This window comes from Bacillus sp. 275 (assembly GCF_001999205.1).
In the GTDB taxonomy this organism is placed as follows: domain Bacteria; phylum Bacillota; class Bacilli; order Bacillales; family Bacillaceae; genus Bacillus; species Bacillus velezensis.
Map to the genome: position 1 here is coordinate 417,792 of NZ_CP019626.1, position 22,637 is coordinate 440,428.

Annotated in this window: 21 protein-coding genes, 1 riboswitch and 1 other annotated feature; all 21 genes read right to left on the minus strand. The window is 48.8% G+C overall.

Going from position 1 to position 22,637, the window contains the following annotated elements; all coding sequences use genetic code 11:
- Positions 1-73: 73 nt before the first annotated feature.
- Positions 74-667: an adenylyl-sulfate kinase gene (gene cysC, locus BZ167_RS01610; protein WP_007611313.1), complete on the minus strand. Its 594-nt coding sequence runs from the start codon at positions 665-667 to the stop codon at positions 74-76.
- A gap of 13 nt (positions 668-680) precedes the next feature.
- Positions 681-1,829: a sulfate adenylyltransferase gene (gene sat / locus BZ167_RS01615; protein ID WP_007409738.1), complete on the minus strand. Its 1,149-nt coding sequence runs from the start codon at positions 1,827-1,829 to the stop codon at positions 681-683.
- Between the two features lie 48 nt (positions 1,830-1,877).
- Positions 1,878-2,942 carry a sulfate permease gene (locus tag BZ167_RS01620; protein ID WP_012117522.1) on the minus strand — a complete coding sequence of 355 codons (1,065 nt, stop codon included), beginning with the start codon at positions 2,940-2,942 and terminating at the stop codon, positions 1,878-1,880.
- Positions 2,943-2,954: 12 nt separating this feature from the next.
- Positions 2,955-3,656, minus strand: coding sequence for a phosphoadenylyl-sulfate reductase (locus BZ167_RS01625; RefSeq protein ID WP_003154369.1), 702 nt, complete (start codon positions 3,654-3,656; stop codon positions 2,955-2,957).
- A 127-nt stretch (positions 3,657-3,783) separates the two neighbouring features.
- A riboswitch (SAM riboswitch) is annotated at positions 3,784-3,888 on the minus strand.
- A gap of 101 nt (positions 3,889-3,989) precedes the next feature.
- Positions 3,990-4,622: an orotate phosphoribosyltransferase gene (gene pyrE, locus BZ167_RS01630; RefSeq protein WP_061861443.1), complete on the minus strand. Its 633-nt coding sequence runs from the start codon at positions 4,620-4,622 to the stop codon at positions 3,990-3,992.
- Entirely contained in the window at positions 4,619-5,338 is a 720-nt protein-coding gene (gene pyrF, locus BZ167_RS01635) for an orotidine-5'-phosphate decarboxylase (RefSeq protein WP_015417439.1), read from the minus strand. Before pyrF ends, pyrE begins: the two co-directional genes overlap by 4 nt.
- The gene (locus BZ167_RS01640; RefSeq protein WP_003154377.1) at positions 5,307-6,242 is read right to left on the minus strand and encodes a dihydroorotate dehydrogenase; all 936 of its coding nucleotides are present in this window, start codon (positions 6,240-6,242) and stop codon (positions 5,307-5,309) included. Before BZ167_RS01640 ends, pyrF begins: the two co-directional genes overlap by 32 nt.
- The gene (locus BZ167_RS01645) at positions 6,242-7,012 is read right to left on the minus strand and encodes a dihydroorotate dehydrogenase electron transfer subunit (RefSeq protein ID WP_060675454.1); all 771 of its coding nucleotides are present in this window, start codon (positions 7,010-7,012) and stop codon (positions 6,242-6,244) included. The genes BZ167_RS01640 and BZ167_RS01645 overlap by 1 nt, the downstream gene beginning before the upstream one ends.
- Positions 7,009-10,224 carry a carbamoyl-phosphate synthase (glutamine-hydrolyzing) large subunit gene (gene carB, locus BZ167_RS01650; RefSeq protein WP_062623341.1) on the minus strand — a complete coding sequence of 1,072 codons (3,216 nt, stop codon included), beginning with the start codon at positions 10,222-10,224 and terminating at the stop codon, positions 7,009-7,011. Before carB ends, BZ167_RS01645 begins: the two co-directional genes overlap by 4 nt.
- Complete coding sequence (locus BZ167_RS01655; RefSeq protein ID WP_007409730.1) at positions 10,209-11,303, minus strand: carbamoyl phosphate synthase small subunit; 1,095 nt, start codon at positions 11,301-11,303, stop codon at positions 10,209-10,211. The genes carB and BZ167_RS01655 overlap by 16 nt, the downstream gene beginning before the upstream one ends.
- Positions 11,300-12,586 carry a dihydroorotase gene (locus BZ167_RS01660; RefSeq protein ID WP_060675452.1) on the minus strand — a complete coding sequence of 429 codons (1,287 nt, stop codon included), beginning with the start codon at positions 12,584-12,586 and terminating at the stop codon, positions 11,300-11,302. The genes BZ167_RS01655 and BZ167_RS01660 overlap by 4 nt, the downstream gene beginning before the upstream one ends.
- Positions 12,570-13,484: an aspartate carbamoyltransferase catalytic subunit gene (locus tag BZ167_RS01665; protein ID WP_062623340.1), complete on the minus strand. Its 915-nt coding sequence runs from the start codon at positions 13,482-13,484 to the stop codon at positions 12,570-12,572. Before BZ167_RS01665 ends, BZ167_RS01660 begins: the two co-directional genes overlap by 17 nt.
- 142 nt (positions 13,485-13,626) lie before the next feature.
- Complete coding sequence (gene pyrP / locus BZ167_RS01670) at positions 13,627-14,937, minus strand: uracil permease PyrP (protein ID WP_025284702.1); 1,311 nt, start codon at positions 14,935-14,937, stop codon at positions 13,627-13,629.
- A 153-nt stretch (positions 14,938-15,090) separates the two neighbouring features.
- Positions 15,091-15,636 carry a bifunctional pyrimidine operon transcriptional regulator/uracil phosphoribosyltransferase gene (gene pyrR, locus BZ167_RS01675; protein WP_003154392.1) on the minus strand — a complete coding sequence of 182 codons (546 nt, stop codon included), beginning with the start codon at positions 15,634-15,636 and terminating at the stop codon, positions 15,091-15,093.
- 188 nt (positions 15,637-15,824) lie between these two features.
- Positions 15,825-16,739, minus strand: coding sequence for an RluA family pseudouridine synthase (locus tag BZ167_RS01680; RefSeq protein WP_007611300.1), 915 nt, complete (start codon positions 16,737-16,739; stop codon positions 15,825-15,827).
- A gap of 1 nt (position 16,740) precedes the next feature.
- The gene (lspA, locus tag BZ167_RS01685) at positions 16,741-17,202 is read right to left on the minus strand and encodes a signal peptidase II (protein ID WP_053573420.1); all 462 of its coding nucleotides are present in this window, start codon (positions 17,200-17,202) and stop codon (positions 16,741-16,743) included.
- A 101-nt stretch (positions 17,203-17,303) separates the two neighbouring features.
- On the minus strand, positions 17,304-17,675 hold the full coding sequence (locus BZ167_RS01690) for a TraR/DksA family transcriptional regulator (RefSeq protein WP_007409725.1): 372 nt from the start codon (positions 17,673-17,675) through the stop codon (positions 17,304-17,306).
- Positions 17,676-17,825: 150 nt separating this feature from the next.
- The gene (ileS, locus tag BZ167_RS01695; protein ID WP_062623339.1) at positions 17,826-20,591 is read right to left on the minus strand and encodes an isoleucine--tRNA ligase; all 2,766 of its coding nucleotides are present in this window, start codon (positions 20,589-20,591) and stop codon (positions 17,826-17,828) included.
- Between the two features lie 51 nt (positions 20,592-20,642).
- Positions 20,643-20,871, minus strand: a binding site (T-box leader).
- A gap of 61 nt (positions 20,872-20,932) precedes the next feature.
- The gene (gene divIVA / locus BZ167_RS01705; RefSeq protein WP_003154406.1) at positions 20,933-21,427 is read right to left on the minus strand and encodes a septum site-determining protein DivIVA; all 495 of its coding nucleotides are present in this window, start codon (positions 21,425-21,427) and stop codon (positions 20,933-20,935) included.
- 94 nt (positions 21,428-21,521) lie between these two features.
- Positions 21,522-22,292 (minus strand): YlmH family RNA-binding protein, encoded by a 771-nt coding sequence (locus BZ167_RS01710; RefSeq protein ID WP_007409722.1) that lies wholly within the window; start codon positions 22,290-22,292, stop codon positions 21,522-21,524.
- Between the two features lie 61 nt (positions 22,293-22,353).
- Positions 22,354-22,632: a YggT family protein gene (locus BZ167_RS01715; protein ID WP_003154408.1), complete on the minus strand. Its 279-nt coding sequence runs from the start codon at positions 22,630-22,632 to the stop codon at positions 22,354-22,356.
- Between the last annotated feature and the right edge of the window lie 5 nt (positions 22,633-22,637).

Here is a 22,637-nt window from a genome sequence, read left to right on the forward strand (position 1 = left end):
GCACTTCAGCTATTTTACCATATCCCGCCATTGCGGGGGATATCCGGCTGATTGCGCGGCCTTTTTGGACCTATTATGCTAAGCTGTTTTTCACAAAGTCAACCAGTCTTCCGGTGCATTCTTCGCGTTCACATTTGCCTGAATCAAGTACGAGCTCAGGCGCTTTCGGCTCTTCATACGGTGAGTCGATCCCCGTAAAGAACGGAATTTCACCATTTCTTGCTTTTTTATATAAACCTTTCGGATCGCGCTTTTCACATATATCGAGATCGCATTTCACGTAGATTTCATTAAATTCGCCCTCTGCCACAAGCTCTCTCACCTGATCTCTGTCCTCACGGAACGGAGAAATAAAAGCCGTGATGACGATGGTTCCCTGCTGAACGAAAAGCTTCGCCACTTCCCCGATGCGGCGTATATTTTCCTTGCGGTCATCATCGGAAAAACCTAAGTCCTTGTTTAAGCCGTGGCGGATGTTATCACCATCAAGCACGATGACTTGATAGCCTTGTTCAAACAGCTCACGCGCTGCGGCGTTTGCAATCGTGGATTTCCCTGAACCGCTTAAGCCCGTCAGCCAGAGGATAGAGCTTTTATGCTTGTTTTTCTGCTGGTATTCTTCTTTCGTTATTGAGGCTTCATGCCACACGATATCACGATTTGTCACTCTATTTTCCTCCTTAAGAAACGCCTGCTTCTTCTTTCGTTTTCAGCCCTTTAATCAACACCTCGACAACTTCAGGACGGCTGAATTCCGCCGGCGGCATGACGCCGCTTCGCAGCATTTCTCTGACCTTTGTTCCTGAAAGAATGACGTGGTCTTCTCTGTCATGCGGGCATGTTTTGGCCGTTCCCATGTTGCCGCATTTCTGGCAGAAGAAGCTGTGCTCGAATTTCATCGGTGTAATCCCGAGTTCATCCGCTGTAAATTGATCAAACAGCTCTTGCGCTTCATATGTGCCGTAGTAATCACCGACGCCGGCATGATCGCGGCCGACGATAAAATGCGTGCAGCCGTAGTTTTTGCGGACAAGCGCGTGGAAAATGGCTTCTCTCGGCCCCGCATACCGCATAGCCGCCAAAAACACGCCGAGGAACACGCGGTCTTTCGGATAATAATGATCGAGCAGCACCTGGTAGCTTTCCATTCTGACATCCGCCGGAATGTCATCTGACTTTGTTTCACCGACGAGCGGGTTCAAAAACAGGCCGTCAACCGTCTCAAGCGCGGTTTTTTGGATATATTCGTGGGCGCGGTGGACCGGATTTCTCGTTTGGAAACCGACGATGGTTTTCCAGCCCTTTTCTTCGAAGCTTCGTCTTGTATCGGCAGGTTCAAATGTAAACTCGGGAAACTGCTTTGACGCTTTTTTAACTAATGTGATCGGCCCGCCGACATACGTATCGCCGCGTGAAAATAATTTTTTCACGCCCGGATGCGCGGCATCATCGGTTTTATATACGTGAACGGCTTCTTTTTGTTTATCCGGCGTATAAATATCTTCGATGTCGACTACACCGTATGTTTCTCCGCCGTAAGTCAGTTTCACCGTGTCGCCGACGGCAAGCTCAGCCGCTTTTTCTGAATCGACCGGAAGCGTGATCGGCAGGGACCAGACAACCCCGGATGCCAGACGCATATTTTCAACGACTGACACGTAATCTTTTTCTGTGAAAAATCCTTCAATCGGGCTGTACCCCCCGATCCCGATCAGCTCTAAATCAGCGAACGAAATCAAATCAAGCTCAATTTCTTTTTGGACGGATGTAAGATCATACTGCTCATTTACCCGATTAATTAATGTTCCTCCGTGCGGTGCTAAACTCATAATACATGATTCCTCCCAGTTAACAGATAAATAAACTCAGATTAATAGTTAAATGCCTCCGCCTTGTTCATGGACAGAGCGTTTCTCTTTTCGGATGGCTTTCATCAGACTGGCGGCTCCGCCAGCTGCCAAAAGCACGCTGGCCATCATAAAGATGGAATAGTAATCTCCTTTTAACAGCAGGGAGACAAGCAAATACGAAATCGACAGTGACAAAAACGGCGAAACGACCCATACTTTGAGCATCGTTTTCACGACTTCTTTATGAAAAACGTTCGGCCCGTTTTTGGCCATTCCGATACCGATAATTGATGATGATGTGACTTGCGCCAATGGGACCGGCAGACCGAAGACGGAACTGATAATGACAAGCCCCGCGCCGGTTCCTGAAAGCAGTATGCCTTCTCCGGCTGAAAATCTCGTAATCTTTTTCCCGTTGGTTTCAAGCACTTTACGTCCTAAAAGCAGAGCGCCGAGAGCGACAAAGATGCCTCCGTACAGCGTTCCTTTGGACACGCTGAGCACGCCCGCAGCAACCAAAGGGCCCACCGCATTTGCGACATTGTTCATTCCGGCTGAAAAAGCTTCCCAAAACCCCGCAATCAGCAGCACAATCCCCAAAATCTTCTGTTTCCGATTCGAAATGACTCGAATATTCAGAGAACTGAATACCTTCGAGACGAGAAACGTGAAACAGAACGCGACGAACGGTACGAGCACCCAAAAACTGACGATGACTAAAAGATGCTGTAAAAACAATACTTTGTACGCGACGCCGACACCGACAATCGCCCCGACAGTGACCTCACTCGTCGACAGCGGAATGCCGAGCACATTCGCCGTGAATAATGATAGCGCCGCCGATCCGATAATAATGCAGACAATGGTGAGCGTAATGGTTTGTTCGGGAATGATTCCGCCGCTGATCGTCTTAACGACTTCTCCGCCGCCGATAACCGCCCCTGACAGGACTCCGGCCGCGCAGATGATCAGCGCATACGTTTTCTTTTTAACTGCGCCGGACCCGTAAGCGACTCCCATTGAAGCCGCGGCTCCGCTGGCTCCGATATTCATGGCAAAAAACAGGCAGAATAAAATAGCGGCTAATTCCATCGTGGAGCTCCTTTATTCATGCAGTCCGCATTCTGTTTTCGCCATGCCGTTCCATCTGCCGCTCCGCAAATCTTCCGCGGTAAACGCAGGTGAAGTGCACGGTTCACAGCCGATGCTCGGATACCCCTGATCATGAAGGATATTGTAATCCAGCTCATGCTTGGAAGTATATCTCCAGATGTCTTTCCATGTCCAATGGATCAGCGGGCATACTTTAATCGATTGAAACTTGTCGTCTTTATTCAGGAAATTCGTATTCGCCCGGCTCGGCCCTTGATCCCGGCGAAGGCCGGACAGCCATGCCGGATGCCCTGCGAGCGCTTCTCTTAACGGCAGAATTTTTCTGATGTAGCAGCACTGGTTCGGTTCTCTTTCCCACAGTTTATCTCCGTGAGCCTCGGCCTGTTCTTCAAGAGTAAGGCTTGGCTTTTTCAGGATAATGTTCAGTCCCGGGTAACGCTCTTTCACTTTTTCGATCGTTTCATATGTTTCTTTAAAGTGAAGACCCGTATCGAGAAACACGATTTCCGCGTCTTTCTTTACTTTAGAAATTAAATCGATCAGGACGATGCCCTCAATCCCGAAGCTGCACGCGTAAACAAGCTGGTCTCCGTAGTGGCCGTATGCCCATTTTAAAACGGACAGCGCGCCTTTATAGGAATCGTCTTCCGGAAATGTAATCGCCGGCTCTTCCCATGTGTCATACGTTAGCATTTTTCCTTTCCTCCTCCCGGAGACAATCAAACAGCTGTTGTTTTCTGCCGGTTGTCTTATCCCTCAATCTTTTTTTCATATAAAAAACTTTCAATCCAGCGGAATGAAAGACAGTGACCCGGTATAGCCCTTATCTTCAAAATGCTGTGCATTTTTCTGGATGCGGCACCTTGCATGACACGCAGGTTGCCGGGCGTCATCGGTCCAGTCCCTCAGCCGCTCTTGATAAGCTTTTTAGATTTGTACTAAATTTTAGCACAATTCTAACAGAAGTCAACCCGAGTTTTTTGATAGGAATAATAAAACAGGCCCTGAGGCCTGTTTTTATTGTCATTATTTTTTAAACCAATCTTCTGACTCGGGATTCTGTTTCCATGATTTCAGTTTCTCAATGTCATCTGAATGAATCGTTCCGTTTTCAAGCGCGACTTCAATCAGCGTGTCATAATCCGTTAACGAGTAATAAGGAAGACCCGCTTTTTTAAAGGCTTCTTTTGCTTTCGGCAGTCCGTATGTAAAAATGGAAATGACGCCGAGGACTTCCGCGCCCTCTCTTTGAAGGGCCGCCGCAGCTTCAAGCACGCTGCCTCCGGTAGAAATCAAGTCTTCAATCACGACTGTTTTTTGTCCTTTCTTAATGGCGCCTTCTATTTGATTTCCTTTGCCGTGCGCTTTCGGTTTGCTTCTGACGTAGCACATCGGCGCGCCTGTACGGTCTGCGAGAAGCGCAGCATGCGGAATGCCCGCCGTTGCAGTGCCCGCGATCATCTCAGCCTCGGGAAAATGCTCTTTCAGCAGTTTGCCGAGCCCGTCCGCCACATCATTTCTCACTTTTGGATACGACAATGTCAGACGGTTGTCACAATAGATCGGTGATAAAATGCCGCTCGCCCACGTAAACGGCTCATTCGGGCGTAAAAAGACAGCTTCAATGTGTAATAGATGTTTTGCGATAGCCTGTTTCATCGGCGAACGCCCTCCCATTCCAGTTTAATTGCTTCATATGCTTCAACGGGGTTTTCCGCTTTTGTAATTGAGCGGCCCACGACGATGGCTGACGAACCGTTTTCTTTCGCAAATGACGGAGTCGCCGTCCGGACTTGATCGTCAGCTGTGTCACTGGCCGTGCGGATGCCCGGTGTGACTGTCAGAAATGAAGGCCGGACCGCTTCATAAATGGCTTTTGTTTCATGTACCGAACATACCACTCCGTCCAGCCCGCACTCTTCCGCCATTTTGCCGTAATGCACAACCGTTTCTAACAGCGGCTTATGCAGCAGAAGCTCTTCCTTCGCCACCTGCTCTGAAGTGCTGGTCAGCTGAGTCACTGCGATTAAAGACGGGCGTTTTCTGCCTGCCGGCGTGCCTTCTTCAAGCCCCTCAAGGGCCGCGCGCATCATGCGTGCGCCCCCTGCCGCATGCACATTGACGAGATCAACGCCGAGGCCGGCCAGCCGCTTCATCGCTTTATTGACCGTAGTCGGGATATCATGAAGCTTTAAATCTAAAAATATATCACAATTTCGTTCTTTTAATTGGTGAATGATGGCGGGGCCTTCCTGATAAAAAAGTTCCATCCCCGTTTTGACAAAAAGCCTTTCCTTTTCAAACAAGTCTAAAAACGTTAAAGTCTCTTCCCCTGATGCAAAATCAAGCGCGATGATGGGCAGGTTGTTTTTCATGTTTCCAGCTCCTTCCGATGCATTCACTTACAGATTGAAAGCCGTGCTGGCGCAGCACACGGGGGAGCTGTTCTATGATTTCCGGGCAGACGAACGGATTGACGAAGTTTGCCGTGCCGACGGCAACCGCACTCGCTCCCGCAAGAAGAAATTCTAATGCATCCTCTGCGGTCTGAACGCCGCCCATCCCGATAATCGGGATTTGAACGGCCTGGCTGACTTCGTATACCATCCGGATGGCGACCGGTTTGATCGCCGGGCCTGACAGTCCGCCCGTTTTATTTGCTAAGATCGGCCGTCCCGTCTTGAGATCGAGCCTCATCCCGATGAGTGTATTAATCATCGTCAGACCGTCAGCACCGGCCGCTTCAATCGCTTTAGCAATTTCGGTTATGTTTGCGACATTAGGCGAAAGCTTCACATACACAGGCACTGCGGAAACTTCTTTCACCGCTTTTGTCAGTTCGGCCGCCATGACGGGATCAGTACCAAAAGCAATCCCCCCCGTTTTGACATTCGGACATGAAATGTTAAGCTCAAGCGCATGCACATTCGGCGCTTGGCTGATGTGCTCGGCCACTTCTTTATAGTCGTCCACCTGAGAACCGGCGACATTTGCGATAATCGGCGTGTCAAATTGTTCGAGCCAAGGCAGCTCATGATTGAGCACATGCTCAAGGCCGGGATTTTGCAGACCGATGGCATTCAGCATGCCCGCGCTTGTCTCCGCCACTCTCGGCGTCGGATTTCCGAAGCGGGCTTCGTTCGTCGTTGCTTTAATCATAATGCCTCCGAGGCATGATAAATCGTAAAATCCGGCATATTCTTTCCCGAAACCGAAACATCCGGAAGCGGGGATGATCGGATTTTTCAATTGGAGACCCGGCAGATTCACCTCTAACATTACAGCGCCACCTCCTCAGCTTTAAATACCGGCCCGTCAAGGCAGACCTTTACATAGGATGTATCGCTTTCACCCGTGCGGCACACGCAGGCGAAGCAGGCTCCGATGCCGCAGCCCATCCGCTCTTCCATCGAAAGATAAACCTCTTTATGGCCGTACTGCTGCTTCAGAGCTTTCAGCATCGGTGTCGGTCCGCAGCTTAGCAGGACATCGAATTCGAGCTGCTTTTCACGGATGACATCGGTGACAAACCCTTTCTCTCCATATGTTCCGTCAGCCGTCGCCACATAGGTGTCTCCGTACGCACGACATTCCTGTTCGTAAAAAACATCCTTTGCTGATTGAAATCCAAGCACATGAATGACGTTTACGCCTTTTTCCGTCAGGCGCTTTGACAGTTCCTGCAAAGGCGGAACCCCCACTCCGCCTCCGACTAACAGCGCGGTTTTGCCGGGTTCAATCCGCCGGATGGGGAATCCGTTGCCGAGAGGGCCGAGAACGTCTATCCTGCCGCCCTCTTTTTTCTCGGACAAAAGACGCGTTCCCTCACCGTCAGCTCTGTAGATAACGGATACTTCATCCGCAGCGAAATCGACGTCCGCAATGCTGAGCGGTCTTCTTAATAGCGGCGTGACCGCGTCACTCACCTTCAGATGTAGAAATTGACCCGGCTCGGTAAGGTGCCGGACAAGCTCTCCTTTCAGCACCATCTTATAAATCCGGTCGGCAATTTCTAAGTTGGATTGAACAGTCAAATGCACTTTCATCATATCGTGACTGCCGCCTTTTGATTGGTTTCGGATGCAGGCATATGATCCGCCCGGAATGTCATGCTTTCCAGTACCCGCAAAATGGCTTCGGCCGTATCTAAAGATGTCAGGCAGGCGACTCCGTTCTCAACGGATTCGCGGCGGATTCTGAAGCCGTCTCTGGCCGGCTGTTTGCCCTTTGTCAGCGTATTGATGACAAATTGCGCTTCGCCGTTTCTGATCACATCGAGCAGATTTTTCCCTTCTTCGCCGATTTTTCCGACGACTTGAGCCGGAATCTGAGCGTCTTTTAAATAAGCCGCCGTTCCTTCCGTCGCCAAGATTTTATAGCCGATGGCGTGGAACCGCTTCGCGATCAGCAGTCCTTCTTCTTTATCTTTATCGGCAACAGTCAACAGCACTGAGCCGTAGTTCGGGATTTGAATGCCAGAAGCAATCAGCGCTTTATAGAGCGCTTTTTCCAGGGTTGAATCTTTGCCCATGACCTCTCCCGTCGACTTCATTTCAGGGCCTAACGTAATATCCACTCTTCTCAGCTTCGCGAATGAGAAGACAGGCGCTTTCACGAATACCCCCTGCTGTTCAGGCTGCAGCCCCTCTTGATATCCGAAATCAGCAAGCTTTTGGCCGAGAATGACCTTTGTCGCCAGATTCGCCATCGGAATCTTTGTGATTTTGCTTAAGAACGGCACGGTTCTGCTTGACCGCGGATTTACCTCAAGCACATACACTTCACCTTGCGACAGTACGAACTGGATGTTCAGCAACCCGATGATGTTAAGGCCTTTTGCCAAGGCTACAGTGTATTGTTCGATTTTTTTCTTAATGTCTTCGCTTAAAGACTGAGGCGGATAGACGGCGATTGAATCCCCTGAATGGACGCCGGCCCGCTCGATATGCTCCATAATTCCCGGAATAACGACTGTTTCGCCGTCAGATACGGCATCGACTTCGATTTCTTTCCCCGTCAGATAACGGTCGATTAACACCGGATGCTGCGGGTTGATTTTGACCGCATTTTTCATATAGTGAAGCAGCTCTTCTTCGTGATAGACGATTTCCATCGCCCGGCCGCCGAGCACATACGAAGGGCGGACAAGTACCGGATAGCCGATGGATGCGGCAATTTTGACCGCTTCGTTCACCGACACGGCGGTTTTTCCGAGCGGCTGCGGCACATTCAGCGCCTCAAGCGCCTGCTCAAACTTATCCCGGTCTTCCGCACGGTCTAAATCTTCAAGTGATGTGCCGAGGATTTTGACGCCGCGGGCGCTCAATTCTTCCGCAAGATTGATCGCCGTCTGGCCGCCGAATTGGACGACAACGCCTTCCGGCTGTTCCAAATCGATGATGTGCATGACATCTTCTACCGTCAGCGGTTCAAAATACAGTTTGTCTGATATGCTGAAATCAGTGGACACCGTCTCAGGATTGTTGTTGATAATAATCGCTTCATAGCCTGCCTGCTTGATCGCCCAGACAGAATGAACGGTCGCATAGTCAAATTCGACGCCCTGTCCGATACGGATCGGCCCGGAACCGAGGACGACGACGCTTTTTCTTGAAGTAACCTCAGACTCATTTTCTTCCTCATATGTGCTGTAAAAGTACGGGGTTTCTGATTCAAATTCCGCCGCGCATGTATCCACCATTTTATATACAGGCTTGATGTCTGCTTCTTTTCGCATTTGATACAGCTCTTGTTCCGGCATGTTCCATTCCCGGCTGATATATTTGTCGGAGAAACCGAGTTCCTTCGCTGTCTGCAGGACGGTAAGGCTGCCTTTTTCCGCTTTCAGCTCTGTTTCAAAAGCGACCAGCTTACAGAGCTTGTGCAAAAAGAATACGTCAATTGCAGAAAACTCATGAAGCTGCTCGACTGTATAGCCTCTTCTGAACGCTTCAGCAAGATAAAACAAGCGTTCATCCCCGGCCTTTCTGATCCGTTTTTCCAAAAGCCCGTCAGAAATCTCTTCCGCATCCTTCAGTTCCAGGTGATAGACATCAGCTTCCAATGAGCGGACCGCCTTTAACAGCGATTCTTCAAGGGTGCGTCCGATGGCCATGACCTCTCCGGTGGCTTTCATTTGCGTCCCGAGCCTGCGGTTTGCCGACTCAAATTTGTCGAACGGCCAGCGCGGGATTTTAGAAACGACATAGTCAAGCGCGGGCTCAAAAGCCGCATATGTTTTTCCCGTTACGGGATTCATCATTTCATCAAGAGAAAGCCCGACTGCGATTTTCGCCGCAAGCTTTGCGATCGGGTAACCCGTCGCTTTTGAGGCGAGGGCAGATGAGCGGCTCACCCGCGGATTCACTTCGATAATGTAATATTGGAAGCTGTCGGGATCGAGCGCGAGCTGAACATTACAGCCGCCTTCAATGCCGAGCGCGCGGATCAGCTTTAATGAAACATTGCGCAAAAGCTGGTATTCCCGGTCGCTCAAAGTCTGGCTCGGGGCAACGACGATGCTGTCGCCCGTATGGATGCCGACCGGATCGATATTTTCCATGTTGCAGACGACGATCGCGTGATCTCTGCTGTCTCTCATGACTTCATATTCGATCTCTTTGTAACCGGCAATGCTTTTTTCAAGAAGGCACTGATGGACGGGGCTGAGTTTTAATCCGTTTTCGACGATCTCTTTCAGTTCTGCTTCATTCGAGCAGATGCCGCCGCCCGTTCCGCCTAATGTGTAAGCGGGGCGCACGATAACCGGAAACCCGATCCGGCCGACAAATTCCTCGGCTTCCTGTAAAGTGCGGATGATCTCACTTTCCGGCACCGGTTCATTCAGCTCATTCATCAGCGCACGGAATAAGTCGCGGTCTTCCGCCTGCTGGATGGCGGACAGCTTTGTCCCGAGCACTTCCACTCCGCATTCCTCAAGAACCCCGAGTTCAGACAGCTCGACGGCAAGATTCAGTCCGGTCTGTCCTCCCAGAGTCGGCAGGATGGCGTCCGGCCGTTCTTTTCTGATAATACGCGTGAGAAACTCCGGCGTCAGCGGCTCTATGTATACCCGATCAGCCATTTCCGTATCCGTCATAATCGTTGCCGGATTCGAGTTGACGAGAATGACTTCATAGCCTTCTTCCTTCAAAGCGAGACACGCCTGTGTGCCCGCATAATCAAATTCCGCCGCCTGTCCGATAATAATCGGGCCTGATCCGATCACTAAAATCTTTTTAATATCTACGCGTTTTGGCATACCGCTTCCCCTTCTTTCTCAGTTGTTTCGATCAAGTCAATGAATCTGTCAAATAAATGATTGGCGTCTTCCGGCCCCGGTGAAGCTTCAGGGTGGTACTGAACCGTAAATGCCGGCAATGTTTTATGCTTGAGTCCTTCGATCGTTTGATCATTGATCGCAATGTGCGTCACTTCAAGCTCTGTCTCATCTATTGAAGAAACTGTATATCCGTGGTTTTGGGCGGTTAAAGCGACTTTCCCTGTCGCAAGCTCTTTAACCGGATGATTGGAACCCCTGTGTCCGAATTTCATTTTTTCCGTTTCCGCTCCGGATGCCAGCGCAAATAATTGGTGGCCGAGGCAGATTCCGAATAACGGCACCTTCCCGAGTATTCCTTTTATCATTTCAATGGCTTCCGGCACATCTTTCGGATCTCCGGGTCCGTTAGAAAGCATGATGCCGTCCGGCTTGAGCTGAAGCACTTCTTCCGCCGTTACATTGTACGGCACAACGATGACATCGCATTTTCTTTTGTTTAACTCTCTTAAAATGCCGTGCTTCATACCGAAATCGACGAGTACGATGCGTTTGCCGCGGCCCGGACTCGGATATGCCGTTTTCGCAGATACTTGAGCGACTTGATTTCTCGGCAGTTCCGTTTCTTTCAGCCTTGCAAGAACCTCTCCGACATTCTCCTCACTTGAAGCAAACGTTCCCTTTAATGCGCCGGCCGTGCGGATCATTCTTGTGAGCTTTCTCGTGTCAATCCCTTGTAAGCCGGGAATATTTTTCATTTTCAAATACTCGTCAAGCGTGTAAGCCGAACGCCAGTTGGAAGGCAGCTCGCACAGTTCTTTTACGATCAGCCCTTTTACAAAAGGAGTGATGGATTCAAAGTCATCTCTGTTAATTCCGTAGTTGCCGATCAGAGGATACGTCAGCGTCACGATCTGCCCGCAGTAAGAAGGGTCTGATAAAATTTCCTGATAACCGGTCATTCCCGTGTTGAATACGACTTCACCCGCGGTATGCTCCAGGCTCCCGAATGCTTCACCCTCAAATACCGCTCCATTTTCCAGCACTAGTCTTCTTTTCATTTGACGAGTCTCCCTTCTTCGTATGCAAGCTTACCGGCAGCCATCGTTGCAACAGGCCAGCCGAAGCACTTCATCTTGTTGAATGGCGTATTTTTTCCTTTAGATAAAAATGTATCTTTGTCAATGGCTGCTTCTTTTTCCAGATCAATCAGGGTGATGTCAGCCGGCGCCCCCGGTGCAAGCGTTCCGTACGGAAGATCAAATGCCTCGCAAGGTTTTGCCGTCATGAAATCAACCAGCTGCTTCAGCGTCCACGCCCCGTTTTTCACAAAATGTGTGTACAGAAGCGGAAAGGCTGTTTCTAAACCGACGATACCGAAAGGCGCAAGCTTCATGTCCGTGTTTTTCTCTTCTTCTGTATGCGGCGCATGGTCAGTGGCGATGAAATCAATCGTGCCGTCTAAAAGCCCTTCAATCAGCGCCTCTCTGTCCTCTTTGCTGCGAAGGGGCGGATTCATTTTAAAATTGGTATCAAGTCCCGGGATATCTTCGTCACAAAGCAGCAGGTGGTGCGGCGATACTTCCGCCGTCACGCGGATTCCCGCTTTTTTTGCGTCTCTTACGGCTCTGACGGATTCTTTCGTGCTGATATGACACACGTGGTAATGGCAGCCCGCCGCTTCCGCCAGCAGGACGTCACGGGCGATATGTACCGCTTCACAAATGGAAGGTATGCCGTTCAGGCCGTTCGCTTTTGAAAAAGAACCTTCATGCACACTCCCTCCGTAAATAAGCGAGTTATCCTCACAATGAGCGACAATCGCTTTATTCATTGAAGCCGCCCATTTCATGGCTTCATACATCATTCCGGCCGTCTGAACGCCGACGCCGTCATCGGTAAAGGCGAATGCTCCGGCTTCATGAAGCGCCTTAAAATCTGTCATTTCTTCGCCGGTTTGTCTGATCGTAATGGATGCGTAAGGAAGGACCCTGACAGATGAGGTTTCTTTGATCCGGTTTTGCAGCCATTCCATCTGCTCTTTCGTATCCGGCACCGGTCTTGTATTCGGCATGGCTGCGACTGTGGTAAAGCCGCCCCGCGCCGCGGCTTTAGAGCCCGTCTCAATGGTTTCTTTTTTCTCGCCGCCCGGTTCTCTGAAGTGGACATGAAGGTCTACGAGTCCAGGTGAAACGAACAGTCCCCCAGCGTCGATCACCGTTTCTCCGTCTTTCACTGTCAGAAGCCCGGTTTCCGAAATGAATTCACCCGTTACCCGGATATCCTGTGCCACTTTTTCTCCCTGTTCATTTAACATCCAGCCGTTTTTAATGAGATAAGACATAAGCCGCTTCTCCCCTTTTTACATTGGTTTGCAGTGCTCTTTTTAAGACTGCCATTCTGATATACACGCCATTTTCCATTTGTTTAAAGATTCTTGATTTTCCGCATTCCACTAATGTTGTGTCAATTTCGACTCCTCTGTTCACCGGTGCGGGATGCATGATGATGGCATCCCGCTTCATGCTCTCCGCCCGCTTTGCGGTCAGCCCGTATGCTTCCAGGTAGCCTTTTTGGTCGGCTTCTGTCTGATGCCTTTCATTTTGGATGCGGAGCAGCATGACGACATCTGAAGCTTGTATGGCTTCATCCGTCTGTACACAAGTGCCGAAGGCGTTTTTCTCATCCTGCCATTGCGGCGGCCCTGAAAACAGCACGCGTGCGCCGAGCCTTGTCAGCACCTCGGCATTTGACCTTGCCACCCTGCTGTGTTTGATATCGCCATGAATGGAAACCGTCAGGCCCTGAAAGGTCTCAAATTCCTCTTGAATCGTCATTAAATCGAGTAATGACTGAGTCGGGTGCTGGCCGCAGCCGTCGCCGGCGTTTAAGATCGGAATATTGACTCTGCCGGTCAGATCTTTGTAATATTCATCCGTGCTGTGCCTGATGACGCAGGCGTCCGCTCCGATTGATTCCAGTGTTTTGACCGTGTCATATAAGGACTCGCCTTTTTGAACGCTTGTGCTCGTATCGTCTAAGCTGAGCACGTTCATTCCGAGTTTCTTTTCCGCCACTTCAAAGCTGAACCGCGTTCTCGTGCTCGGTTCAAAAAACAGATTCGCAACAAATTTTCCCGCGAGATCAGGGCGGACTGTTCCCTCTTTTATTGCTTTTGCCTCACGCAGCAGTTCTGTAATTTCAGCCGTGCTCAGTTCAGACATCGCCGTTAAATGATTCATGTTTTTCTCCTCCGTTTCCGCTTGAAGGCCGTAAAAAAACACCCCGGTCTATAGACTCGGGGTGCGGTTAAAGAGAGAAGCAGCGTACAGCTTCTTCCCGTTATAACCCTTCCAAGCCTCTCTGGACTTTCTTTAAAAGGTTTTACATATGATTTTGTTTTTCTGATGCCATCGCGTCTTCTTCATTTGCATGCGGCAGGATAAGGTTCAGGATGACTCCGACGATTGCCGCAAGCGCCATGCCGGATATTTGGAATCCGCCTTTTGATACTTGAATAAAAGCCCCTCCGACGCCGATCACGAGGATGACGGATGTGATAATCAAATTTCTCTTGTTTTCATAATCAATGTTGTTGTCAATCAGCATTCTTAAGCCGCTGGAGGCGATAATTCCGAAGAGCAGGAAGGAAACGCCTCCCATAACCGCGGACGGAACAGAGCTGATCAGCGCCGAAACTTTTCCGATAAATCCGAAGCACAGCGCAATCACTCCCGCGCCGCCGATGACAAAGACGCTGAAAACTCTCGTAATTGCCAGTACACCGATGTTTTCGCCATATGTTGTCGTGGGCGGGCCGCCGATTAACGAAGCAATGATCGTCGCAACACTGTCCCCCATTATGGAGCGGTGCAGTCCCGGCTTTTTAATGAAATCCTGTCCGACGACTTTACTCAGCACCATTTGATGGCCGATATGTTCTGACATCGTCACGAAAGCGACCGGCACCATCGCAGCCGCAATGCCCAATGTCACTGACGGCGTATAGTCTTTGAAAGGGATGATAAATTCAGGAACGGCGAACCATTTTGCATCAATGACCGGCTGGAAATTGACGATGCCCTGTGTCAGCGCAAACAGATAGCCGCCTATAATGCCGATCAATACCGGAATCAGGCTTAAAAATCCCCGTAAAAAGATGGCGCAGATAATGGTGATGGCCAAAGTGACGCCGGCTACACTGAAATGTTTCAAGCTGTAGACGAGTTCCTTTGCATTCGGATCGGCATACATTGCCATATTGACGGCTGTGCTTGCCAGTCCGAGGCCGATGACGATGATGACCGGCCCGACGACCACCGGGGGCAGCAGCTTCATCAGCCACCCCGTTCCAAGCTGCCTGATGAGCAATGCGATCAGGCCGTACACAATTCCCGCCAGGAAAGCACCGACCATGGCAGCCCCCGGCCCTCCCGTCGCCTTCACCAAGATAATCGGTGATATAAAGGCGAATGATGAGCCGAGATAAGCGGGAATCTGGCCTTTTGTCACCAAGAGATAGGCGAGTGTCCCGATTCCGCTCGTGACAAGCGCCACTGCCGGGCTCATTCCGACCAGTTTCGGCACGAGTATGGTTGAACCGAACATGGCGAATAAATGCTGCAGGCTGAATGACAGCCAGGACAATGGATTGGGGACGTCCCTGACTCCCAGGTTTACTTTTTTCTTACTCATGGCGTTTTCCTCCCGGTTGACTTTCAAATGGTATAAAAAAACCTCTTTGCTTTTTGCGCAAAGAGGCATACAAAACCCGGCCGCGTCGATCCGCCCGGCTTTGTGTTTTAAAATCCTCTTTGCAAACTCTCTGGAATGCATTTAAAAAGGTGATTATTCATTTTCGTAAATGGCGACCATATCAGTCTGATCAACTTCGCTCAGCTGAACCATCACTTTTTCAGCTTTTGAGGTCGGAATGTTTTTCCCGATATAGTCCGCTCTGATCGGCAGCTCCCGGTGCCCTCTGTCGACAAGCACGGCAAGCTGTATCGATGACGGCCGTCCGACATCAACGAGGGCATCCATCGCCGCTCTCACCGTCCGGCCGGTATAAAGCACATCATCAACCACAATGACCTTTTGGTCTGTAATATCGGCCGGAATGTCCGCGCCTTTTACAAGCGGCTCTTCATTGCTCGTTTTTTTCGTGAGGTCGTCACGGTAAAGGGTGATATCGATTTCCCCGACGGTGACCGGATTCCCTTCAATCTGTTCGATCCGCTCGGCCAGCCGCTTCGCTAAATAAATGCCTCTTGTTTTAATCCCTACAAGAATGCAGTCATTCATTCCTTTATTCCGTTCGATCATTTCATGGGCTATCCTTGTCAGCGCCCGCCTGATCGCCTGTTCGTCGAGAATAACAGCTTTTTGATTCACTCGTGACACCTCTCCATTCGTATATAAGAAGAAAAAACCCCTCCTGCCAGAGCATAGAGGGGTTCCTTTCCAGGACGAAGACACATGCGTATCTCTTCTGTCCTATCCGTTATCCTTCTCAGCCTCTCTGGACTGTGTTAAAGAATCTATTCAGCTTGTTTTTATTATTTCAGAAAAGAAAGTCGCTGTCAATGGCTATTTCTTAAATCTTCAATGAGTTTTTTCATATCTTCAGGAAGGGGCGCTTCAAACTCAATGTATTCGCCCGTCCGCGGATGATCAAAACCTAATATTCCGGCATGAAGCGCCTGACCATTGAAATCAATGGTTTTTCTCGGTCCGTACTTCGGGTCGCCCGCCAAAGGAAACCCGATATATTTCATATGAACACGGATCTGATGCGTTCTTCCGGTCTCAAGCCGGCACTCTACGAGCGTGAAATCTTGAAAACGCTCAAGCACGTGGAAGTGCGTGACGGCGTTTTTGCTGCTTTCTCTTGTTACGGTCATGCTTTGACGGTCTTTTTTATCTCTCCCGATCGGAGCGTCAATCGTTCCGTCATCATGTGAAATCACCCCGTGGACAACCGCTGTGTACTTTCTGGTCACGGTTTTATTGACGAGCTGATTAACGAGTGATTCATGCGCCATATCGTTTTTAGCGACCATTAACAGACCGGAAGTATCTTTATCAATCCGGTGGACGATTCCCGGACGCATGACGCCGTTAATGCCGGAAAGGTCGTTGCAGTGAGCCATCAGTCCGTTTACAAGCGTCCCTGTCACATGGCCGGGCGCCGGGTGTACAACCATGCCCCGCGGTTTGTTCACAACCAAGACGTCCTGATCCTCATAGTAAATGTCCAAATCCATCGGTTCTGCAAGCACGTCCAATTCTTCCGGTTCAGGAATGGTGACGTTTACCTGATCGCCGGGCTGCATTTTATAATTCGCTTTTACGGATTTGCCGTTAACGGATACCAGTCCCTCTTTTACCCATTGCTGCACTTGAGTGCGTGACCAGTTTTCTCCCGTTGAAGCCAAAAATTTATCAATCCGTTCGCTCTTTTGTTCAGGCTGAACGGTTATCTCAAATTGATTCATGTTATTGCTCCTTCTTTTTCCCGCTGTCAAACAGCATATGAATAAATAAAAGTATTACACCGACGCACAGTGAGGAGTCCGCGATATTAAAAATCGGATAGTGATAATCCACGATGATGACATGAATAAAATCCACCACTTCCTGGCGCGCCGCCCGGTCAATAAAGTTTCCGGCCGCACCGCCCAGCATTAAGCCGAGAGAACTTCCGAGTAACATCTGCCCTTTTGCATAACGCTGTATGTAATAAACGATTCCGATAATCACGGCGATGGTAATGACGTAGAAAAACCACATTTGGCCGGCTAAAATCCCCCACGCCGCTCCCGTGTTGCGATGAGATGTGATATAAAGCACCTGGTCGATGACAGGTATGCTTTGTCCCAATTCCATATGGCTGACGACAAGCCATTTGGTCAATTGGTCGGCAATAATAATAAAAAGAGCGATAAGATAATAAAGCACACACGTTCCTCCAGTATACAGTTACTTTTATCCTTTATGAATTTTATCAGTAAAAGGTGCCAGAGTAAAGGCAGATCATAAGCGCATGCAAACAGACGCTGTCACTCATACAGCGCCTGATCATATGCATAATCTCCGGGTTCCCAATATGGAAGGGTTTTCTTTTCAAATTGAGCGGGATAATAGAAATCATCAGCGGTTCTGGCCGTCGGCAGCACCGCAAGTTTTTCAATCGGAATGGGGTCGCCTGTTTTTTCACAATAACCGTACGTATTGTTTTCAAACTTAGACAGGGCAAGAAGAACGTCCTGAAGTTCTTCTTTTATATGATAGATCAGAGTTGCTTCTTGGTCGTTCATTGAAGGTTCAACAGATGCTGACATTTGAAAGCAAGAATATTCGAATAATCTTGATTGAAGTTCTTCTTTCATCATGAGAAGCTCCGTGTGGATTGCGGTCAGTTGATCATTCATTCATCACAACTCCTGCTCTTGATGTTATAGCTTTATTGTTGCCCCCAGGGCGCCATTTGAAGCCCATAAGATTTTTCCTGTCGTTCTAATCGATGACATTAGTGGCATGTAAAAAAAGCGCCCGGCTGTCACCGGGCGCTTTCTCATTCATTATTTTTGATAATATTTTTCAACGATTTCCGCATTGCGCAGTGATAATGTCGGATATTTCGGATTGGCTCCGACATCTTTAGAAATTACGCGGGAACGTTCACACATCTGGCCTTCCGCTTTTTCTACGGTCATTTTTCCTGTTGTGAAGCTTTGCGCGTTTTCAGGCGCTTCACTTTCGTCTCTTACTGTCAGTTCTGAGACGATAAACAGCTGCGCGATATTTTCTTTAATGGATGACAAGAGGTCGCGGTTTTCTTTGTTCGGATACAAAGTCAGGCTCGCTTCCAATGATCTTCCGATAATTTTTTCGTTACGGGCTGTTTCCAAAGCTTTCAGCACGTCGTTTCGAAGCTCCATGAAGCGGTCGAACTTTTCTTCTGTCGCTTGACTGTCCGGAACAGCAATGGTTTCCGGCATATCTGTCAGCTGCACGCTCGCTTCTTCAACAAATGATAAGTGAGACCACATTTCATCCGCCGTATGCGGGAGAATCGGCGCCGTCAGCTTCACTAACGCCAGCAGCGTTTCATAGAAGACGGTCTGCATGCTGCGGCGGTCCGGATGATCCGCATGCTCGATGTACACAACATCTTTTGCAAAATCAAGATAGAAAGAGCTGAGCTCGATCGTACAGAAATTGTGAATGCTGTGATAAACAACCGCAAATTCATATTCATCGTACGCTTTTTTCACCTTATCGATCAGCTTATTCAGCTTGATCAGCATATATTGATCCACTTCGCGGAGATCTTTTACATCAACGGCATTGACACTTGGATTGAAATCGAACAGGTTGCCGTGAAGGAAGCGGAACGTGTTGCGGACTTTCCGGTATACTTCCGCGACCTGCTTCAGAATGGCGTCAGACACGCGAACGTCCGCCTGATAATCCACTGACGATACCCATAATCTTAAGATGTCGGCACCAAGCTGTTTCATGACTTTAGCCGGAACAACAACGTTACCGATTGATTTACTCATCTTGCGTCCTTCTCCATCCAGTGCGAACCCATGGCTGAGCACACCTTTATACGGCGCTTTTCCTGTTACGGCTACTGCTGTAGAAAGAGAAGAGTTAAACCAGCCGCGATATTGGTCAGATCCCTCTAGGTATAAATCAGCCGGGCGAACGAGGTCATCACGTTCTTCAAGCACTGCTTGATGTGAAGAGCCTGAATCAAACCAAACATCCATGATATCCTGTTCTTTTGTAAATGTGCCGTTCGGGCTGCCAGGATGCGTAAAGCCTTCCGGAAGAAGATCCTTTGCTTCTTTTTCAAACCAGATGTTTGATCCGTGCTGTCTGAACAATTCAGAAACATGTTCAATGGTTTCATCTGTAATAATCGGTTCTCCGTTTTCAGCGTAAAATACCGGAATCGGCACACCCCACGCACGCTGTCTGGAAATACACCAGTCTCCGCGGTCCCGAACCATGTTGTGCAAACGCTGCTCACCCCATTCAGGAACCCATTTGGTTTCTTTAATGGCATCCAGCAGGTCTGATCTGAAATCTTTAATAGACGCAAACCATTGCGCTGTCGCTCTGAAAATGGTTGGTTTTTTTGTTCTCCAATCATGCGGATAAGAGTGAGTAATGAATTCAAGCTTCACAAGTGCGCCTTTTTCATCGAGCTGCTGTGTGATCGCTTTGTTTGCATCATCATAGAACATGCCTTCAAACCCAGGAGCTTCGCTTGTCATTACACCTTTTTCATCGACCGGGCAAAGCACATCTAAACCGTATTTTTGGCCAATGATAAAGTCATCTTCCCCATGTCCTGGCGCTGTATGAACACAGCCTGTTCCGGCATCAGTTGTTACGTGTTCACCAAGCATAACGAGAGAGTCTCTGCCATATAGCGGGTGTTCAGCGATAATGTTCTCAAGGTCTTTTCCTTTGACCGTTCTTGTCACTTCATACTGATCAAATCCGCATGCTGATGCAACACTTTCGACTAAGGCACTTGCTACGACAAAGCGGTCTTCACCTACTGCAATCACGCTGTACTCAAGATCAGGGTGCACTGAAATTCCGAGGTTCGCCGGAATTGTCCAAGGCGTTGTTGTCCAAATGATGATGCGCTCGCCGTTTTCAAGAACGCCTTTTCCGTCTTTTACACCAAAAGCGACGTAAATAGATGCTGAACGTTTGTCTTGATATTCGATCTCGGCTTCAGCCAGAGCAGACTCACTTGAAGGTGACCAGTTAACCGGTTTAAGGCCTTTGTAAATGTAGCCTCGTTTTGCCATTTCACCAAATACGCGGATTTGCTGCGCTTCGTATTCCGGTTTTAATGTCACGTATGGGTTTTCCCAGTCACCGCGGACACCAAGACGTTTGAATTGCTCACGCTGTCCCTCGATTTGCTTCCAAGCGTACTCTTCACATAGTTTGCGGAAATCAGCGACGGACATTTCTTTCCGGTTTACTTTTTTGTTTTTCGTCAGCGCCGTTTCAATCGGCAGTCCGTGCGTATCCCAGCCCGGCACGTACGGTGCGTTGTAGCCGCTCATTGACTTATAGCGGACGATGAAGTCTTTCAGGATTTTGTTCAGGGCATGGCCCATGTGGATGTCTCCGTTTGCATAAGGAGGTCCGTCATGCAATACGAATTTCGGGCGGTCTTTCGTCCGTTCTTGAACAAGACGGTAAATGTCCTGCTCCTCCCAGTCTTTTTGCATGTCCGGCTCACGATTCGGCAGATTTCCGCGCATCGGAAAATCTGTTTTCGGCATTAACAGCGTATCTTTGTAATCCATTTTCATTCCTCCACAACATTTTTCAGAAAATAAAAAAAGCCCTCTCATCCCATAAGGGACGAGAAAGCTTATCTCGCGGTACCACCCTTTTAGAAAAAACGGATCATCCGTCTTTTCCTCTCGAACATCGTAACGTGATGGAACGTCCTTTCCTACTCTCGGTTCAGAAAGGAAACTAAAGGGCTGATCTGCATGATTCCGGCCATCCCGGGCTTTCACCTTCCCCGGGTCGCTTTATAGCCTGTTTTGAGTCATACCGGTCCCTTTCAATCGTCTTTTCATCTGAATTTATGAACGTATTATATTCGAACGGGCCGGAGAATGTCAAGAAAATCAGAAAATTATTCTTTTTCCTCAAATACCGCGTCGACTTCGTATTCCAGCAGATGATCCCAATCATCGTTCTTCAGCAGGTCGAGCTGCGCTTCAATCAGCATTTGGAAACGTGTTCTGAAGACTTTAGACTGTTTTTTCAGCTCTTCGATTTCCATTGCGATTTTTCTTGATTTGGAAAGCGACTCATTGATGATGCGATCAGCATTTTTTTCTGCTTCACGGACGATCAGCTTCGCTTCCTTTTGCGAGTTGCGCTTTACGTCTTCTGCGGCTTCCTGGGCTACGAGAATTGATTTATTCAGCGTTTCTTCGATATTGGCAAAGTGGCCGATTTTTTCGTCCAGCTCGTTCACTTTCGCCTCAAGCTCCGTTTTTTTACGGAGTGCGATTTCGTAATCTTTTCTGACCTGCATTAAAAATTCATTTACTTCATCTTCATCATATCCGCGAAAACCTTTTGTAAACGTTTTGTTATGGATATCATTCGGCGTTAATGGCATATTGCCACCTCCATTTTTACATTTCAGTACGGTTATCTAGTTCACATTATAAAACAAATACGGCACAGATGGAGAAAAAAACTGAAAAAACGACTCATTTTTGCCGTTCAAATGTAACTTTCCATTTGTCTTTTTTCGTTTTTCCGTCAACTTTTGCCAAACTGCATCGTCCGAAGCCGCGAATCGAGAGCATGTCCCCTTCAGCAACCTGATAAGACGGATCTTCAATGGCTTTCCAATTCACCTTAACGAGCCCGTTTTTCACAAGCGCCTGCGCTTTCTGCCGGGATTGCCTGCTCATTGAAGCGCAGACGGCGTCGAGACGCAATGAAGAAACCGTGTCATCCCTTATTTCGACATCTGAAGCGGGAATGTGAAGAGCGGAAAGCTCGATTTTCTCAAGCTTTACCGGCGCTTTGCCCGCCTTGGTCAGCTGAGTGCTGACAAAATCGGCGATTTCACCGGAGACGATCAGCTGCACGGCTTCCTCTGAGAAAATCAGATCGCCGTATTTCTGCCGCTTTAAGCCGATCCCCATTAATGATCCGAGAAGAGAGCGGTGGTCAATGCTGACGAATTTTTCAGCGTATTGAACGTCAAAAGCCCGAAGCTCAAAATCATCCTGTTCAGGTTCCATATATTCAGGGTATAAAATCGCGCGTTTGCGCTCAGCTCTGTCATATCCTCCGAAAAACGCAAGACCGCAGGCGTCGCCGATAACGGCTTTTACAATGACCTGTTCTCTGGGATCTAAGAAATCAGTCAGCTTCATCCGATACTGGTCCAGGACAATCTGTTTCCATTCAAGCGCCTGATCAATAAAAGGCCGCTCGTCTTGTCTGAAGTGCTGGTAAATATCGCTCATGTTCTTTCCTTTCTATGTAAAGAGGCTTGGCTGGTGCCAAGCCCGTATCAAACTGTCGCATTCAAGTATACATTGCGATCATGCGGTATAGGCCCCAAAGTCCCGTCGTGGCAAACCGAAGCACGATAATCGCTACAATCGGGGATATATCCAGCATGGCAATGGGCGGAATGATCCTTCTGAACGGCTCTAAATACGGTTCGCAAATCGCTGCGAGAAACCGTCCGACCGCCGTTTCTCTCGTACTCGGCACCCATGACATAAAGATATAGATGATCAGGGCAAACGAGTAGATGTAAATTAAATAACTCAGAACGGAAAAAATTTGATAAAGAATCATCCTGC

Excerpts from the sequence above, each read along its gene's own strand:
- carB (WP_062623341.1), bottom strand. The coding sequence starts at position 10,224 with ATGCCAAAACGCGTAGATATTAAAAAGATTTTAGTGATCGGATCAGGC.
- BZ167_RS01715 (WP_003154408.1), bottom strand. The coding sequence starts at position 22,632 with ATGATTCTTTATCAAATTTTTTCCGTTCTGAGTTATTTAATTTACATC.
- BZ167_RS01710 (WP_007409722.1), bottom strand. The coding sequence starts at position 22,292 with ATGAGCGATATTTACCAGCACTTCAGACAAGACGAGCGGCCTTTTATT.
- BZ167_RS01620 (WP_012117522.1), bottom strand. The coding sequence starts at position 2,942 with ATGGAATTAGCCGCTATTTTATTCTGCCTGTTTTTTGCCATGAATATC.
- BZ167_RS01665 (WP_062623340.1), bottom strand. The coding sequence starts at position 13,484 with ATGAATCATTTAACGGCGATGTCTGAACTGAGCACGGCTGAAATTACA.
- pyrE (WP_061861443.1), bottom strand. The coding sequence starts at position 4,622 with ATGAAACAGGCTATCGCAAAACATCTATTACACATTGAAGCTGTCTTT.
- pyrF (WP_015417439.1), bottom strand. The coding sequence starts at position 5,338 with ATGAAAAACAACCTGCCCATCATCGCGCTTGATTTTGCATCAGGGGAA.
- pyrP (WP_025284702.1), bottom strand. The coding sequence starts at position 14,937 with ATGAGTAAGAAAAAAGTAAACCTGGGAGTCAGGGACGTCCCCAATCCA.
- BZ167_RS01690 (WP_007409725.1), bottom strand. The coding sequence starts at position 17,675 with ATGAATGATCAACTGACCGCAATCCACACGGAGCTTCTCATGATGAAA.
- BZ167_RS01655 (WP_007409730.1), bottom strand. The coding sequence starts at position 11,303 with ATGAAAAGAAGACTAGTGCTGGAAAATGGAGCGGTATTTGAGGGTGAA.
- BZ167_RS01680 (WP_007611300.1), bottom strand. The coding sequence starts at position 16,739 with ATGAATCAATTTGAGATAACCGTTCAGCCTGAACAAAAGAGCGAACGG.
- BZ167_RS01625 (WP_003154369.1), bottom strand. The coding sequence starts at position 3,656 with ATGCTAACGTATGACACATGGGAAGAGCCGGCGATTACATTTCCGGAA.
- ileS (WP_062623339.1), bottom strand. The coding sequence starts at position 20,591 with ATGGATTACAAAGATACGCTGTTAATGCCGAAAACAGATTTTCCGATG.
- BZ167_RS01640 (WP_003154377.1), bottom strand. The coding sequence starts at position 6,242 with ATGTTAGAGGTGAATCTGCCGGGTCTCCAATTGAAAAATCCGATCATC.
- sat (WP_007409738.1), bottom strand. The coding sequence starts at position 1,829 with ATGAGTTTAGCACCGCACGGAGGAACATTAATTAATCGGGTAAATGAG.
- divIVA (WP_003154406.1), bottom strand. The coding sequence starts at position 21,427 with ATGCCATTAACGCCGAATGATATCCATAACAAAACGTTTACAAAAGGT.
- BZ167_RS01645 (WP_060675454.1), bottom strand. The coding sequence starts at position 7,012 with ATGATGAAAGTGCATTTGACTGTTCAATCCAACTTAGAAATTGCCGAC.
- BZ167_RS01660 (WP_060675452.1), bottom strand. The coding sequence starts at position 12,586 with ATGTCTTATCTCATTAAAAACGGCTGGATGTTAAATGAACAGGGAGAA.